Origin of the sequence: Mesorhizobium sp. M0276, assembly GCF_040321755.1 — a bacterium.
In the GTDB taxonomy this organism is placed as follows: domain Bacteria; phylum Pseudomonadota; class Alphaproteobacteria; order Rhizobiales; family Rhizobiaceae; genus Mesorhizobium.
In genome coordinates, this window is record NZ_JAMYSC010000132.1 from 1 (window position 1) to 2,861 (window position 2,861).

Consider the following 2,861-nt stretch of genomic DNA (forward strand, 5'->3'; position numbering starts at 1 on the left):
CGTTTCATGAGCGTGATGCTCGAACTGGCTCCGGGCGTTCTCGTGCCGCGTCAGGAAACAGAGTTGCTCGGACAGAGCGCGCTCGCGATTCTTCGCGATCGCGCGCCCGGTCCGATGGTGATCGACATGTGCTGCGGCTCCGGCAACCTTGCTCTGGCGATCGCGGCGGAAGTTCCGTCGGCCCGCGTCTGGGGGGTGGACGTGACTGACAGCACGGTCGCGCTCGCCCGTAGCAATGCCGAACGCTTGGCCCTTCAGGACCGGGTCACCATCCGGAAAGGGGACCTGTTCGGTGCGCTGGAGGGCGATGGGCTTATCGGCGCGGCGGACATGATTGTCTGCAATCCGCCCTATATCTCGACTGCGCGCCTCGAAGGCGAGAGCGCGCATCTGCTTGAGGGCGAGCCGCGTGAGGCCTTCGACGGGGGGCCTTACGGCATCTCGATCCAACAGCGGCTGATCCGGGACGCAATCGATTTCCTCAAACCTAGTGGCTGGCTGCTGTTCGAGTTCGGGCAGGGGCAGGACCGCCAGGTGGCTGCCCTGATAGGCAGAGCCAAGGCCTATGAATCCGTGACATTCGCCAAGGATGAGGTCGGAATGCCGCGTGTCGCACTCCTCCGCAAGCTGGAGAACGGTGCGCCCGCGATCTCATCCTCCGCGAGTTTGGCATGAGCCAGATTCGTCCCCTGCAGGCTGCGGATATTCCGGCCGTCGCCGGGCTCTTTCAAAGAACCTTCCGGGACGGTGGAAAGCCGCCGCCTCCGGCGCTCGAGACTTATCTGCGCTGGCACTATCTCGAAGGCCCGGTCCGCGATCCGGAGATCGCGTCTCTCGTCCATATTGCGAGCGAAGGCGACATTTCAGGCTTTGTCGGCGTGAATGTGCTGCCGATGAGGCATGGCCAGCGCAAGCTGCGCGCCGCCATCTGTGGTTCGCTCATGGTCGAACCGCGGGCGAACGACCCGATGGCCGGCGCAAGGCTGCTCAGGACATTCCTGGCCGGGCCGCAGGACATCTCCTTCAGCGAAACCGCAAATGCCCTCTCGACGCAGATGTGGACGAAACTGCGCGGGGTCGCCCTGCCGCAATACAGCCTGGACTGGATCCGGGTCATCCGGCCTTCGGCCCTCCTGCTCGATCTAGCCTCGCGGCGAGCCTTCCCGCTCCGCCCCGACTGGAGCGCGGAGCAGCTTGCGCATATCCTCGCGGAGGCTTCCCAGAAGCCGGACTATGGCGAGGCCGTGTTCGCGTCCGTCTCCTCCCCCAGCGGGGCGCTGGTCGGCGCCTTCCTCTATCACACCCGCCCCGGCAGGATGGCGCGCGTGCTGCAGGTTTTGGCCCTGCCGGGGCAAGCTGGTTCCGTGGTCGACTGCTTGATTGGCGATGCAGCGCGGCGCGGCGCCGCCGGCCTGCGCGGCCGGACGCAACCCGCCCTGCTGGCAGCGATGCTGGGTCGGCGGGTCGCCTTCACTCAACCGGCCTCGACCGTGGTGCATTCGCGCGACGAGGAGCTGGTGAACGCGTTCCTGAGCTCGCAAGGCTTCTTCAACGGGCTGGCCGGCGAGCACTGGAATCGCCTGTCCGGGGAGCGGTTCGAATAGGCCGTCATTGCGCGCGACGACATAATCCCGATGGTCGCGCCGATCTCAGCAGGCGATTTCCTCGACGGGGCGGACGAGCTGCGGGCCAAGGTGCAAATAGCGCGTCGCCCGGCGCTTGGCGGCGATATCGGCCCAGACGCGTTCGACCTCGACCGTAGTCAGCTTCGCGGCGGCGCCGACCTCCACGGCTGAAAGGCCGTTATTCAGGCCGAAGAGGCAAATATCCATGCGGTCATAGGGCAGGGAGAAGTAGAACTCTTCCTGCGTCTGCTCGAGGGAATAGGTGTCGGTCGTCGGCGCCCTGCGGCAGATTTCCTCGGGAATGCCGAGATGGGCGGCAAGCGCATAGACCTGGCTCTTGTAGAGATGGGCGATCGGTTTGACGTCAGCCGCGCCGTCGCCATTCTTCACGAAGAAGCCTTGGTCGTATTCGAGCCGGTTCGGCGTGCCGAGCACGGCGAAATTCAGCCGGTCGGCGTGATAGTACTCGATCTGTTTGCGCGTGCGCTGCTTCATGTTGGTGGCGGCGACGATGCCGAGATAGACCGTCGGCGACATGCGCAGCTTCGTCTGCCGGCCTTCGGGGTCCTGCACCACCAGCGAGGAGATGTTGTAGCCCTCGCCGGCGAGCGAATTGGCGATGACGATCTTTGAGGCCCAGCCCGGCCCGTATTCCGGCACCAGCTCGCGGATGAAGGCATCCCGCCGCTCATAACAACCCATCGCGTGCAGCGTCGGGCCGATATCCTCCACGATCGCTTCGACGCCGAAGGTTTCGGCGGCCAGCCGGCCGAGGCGGAGGCTGTCGGGACCGGAGTCGCTTTCCGGCATGAACAGGCAGAAGACGTTCTTCGCGCCGACGGCGCGGGCGGCGAGCGCGACCGAGACGCTGGAATCGATGCCGCCAGAGAGGCCGAGCACGAGCCCGCGCTTGCGCATGCCGCGTAGCTGCTCGCGCAACCCGGCGACGATGCGGTCGGTTTCCGCGGCGTTGTCGAGCGTCAGCGCGTCGGCCGAGAAGGCGGGACGGCTCGGGGCGAGGGAGAGGTTCATTCTGCAGTCCCCAACGTTTCGGCCGCCAGCCTTCGGCTGACCTTTCCGGTATCGGTCTTCGGCAACTCGCGGCGGAACTCGATGAGCTTCGGCACCATGAAATCCTCGAGATGGACGGTGCAGTAGCGAATGATGTCCCGTTCGCTCAGGGTCTCGTCCGAGAGAACGACGAGGGCGGCAATGGCGTGGCCGAGCATCGGATCC

Annotated in this window: 4 protein-coding genes; 2 read left to right on the forward strand and 2 right to left on the reverse strand. The window is 65.6% G+C overall.

The genetic code is table 11. The features are described 5' to 3' along the window. A partial coding sequence (locus tag NKJ01_RS36010; protein ID WP_352735326.1) for a N5-glutamine methyltransferase family protein occupies positions 1 to 675 on the forward strand: 675 nt, incomplete at its 5' end. Further along, a complete protein-coding gene (locus NKJ01_RS36015) occupies positions 672 to 1,604 on the forward strand; it encodes a hypothetical protein (protein ID WP_352735328.1) in 933 nt (310 codons plus the stop codon). The genes NKJ01_RS36010 and NKJ01_RS36015, both read left to right, overlap by 4 nt. 45 nt (positions 1,605 to 1,649) lie before the next feature. On the opposite strand, the gene nadE is transcribed toward NKJ01_RS36015, so the two are convergent. Together nadE and NKJ01_RS36025 are read right to left on the reverse strand one after the other, a co-directional pair. Then, a complete protein-coding gene (nadE, locus tag NKJ01_RS36020) occupies positions 1,650 to 2,657 on the reverse strand; it encodes an NAD(+) synthase (protein ID WP_352735330.1) in 1,008 nt (335 codons plus the stop codon). Further along, a partial coding sequence (locus tag NKJ01_RS36025; RefSeq protein ID WP_502905964.1) for an AMP-binding enzyme occupies positions 2,654 to 2,861 on the reverse strand: 208 nt, incomplete at its 5' end. The genes nadE and NKJ01_RS36025, both read right to left, overlap by 4 nt.

Bases quoted from the DNA above. Each gene is read 5' to 3' on its own strand.
- NKJ01_RS36015 (WP_352735328.1), top strand. From the start codon at position 672: ATGAGCCAGATTCGTCCCCTGCAGGCTGCGGATATTCCGGCCGTCGCC.
- nadE (WP_352735330.1), bottom strand. From the start codon at position 2,657: ATGAACCTCTCCCTCGCCCCGAGCCGTCCCGCCTTCTCGGCCGACGCG.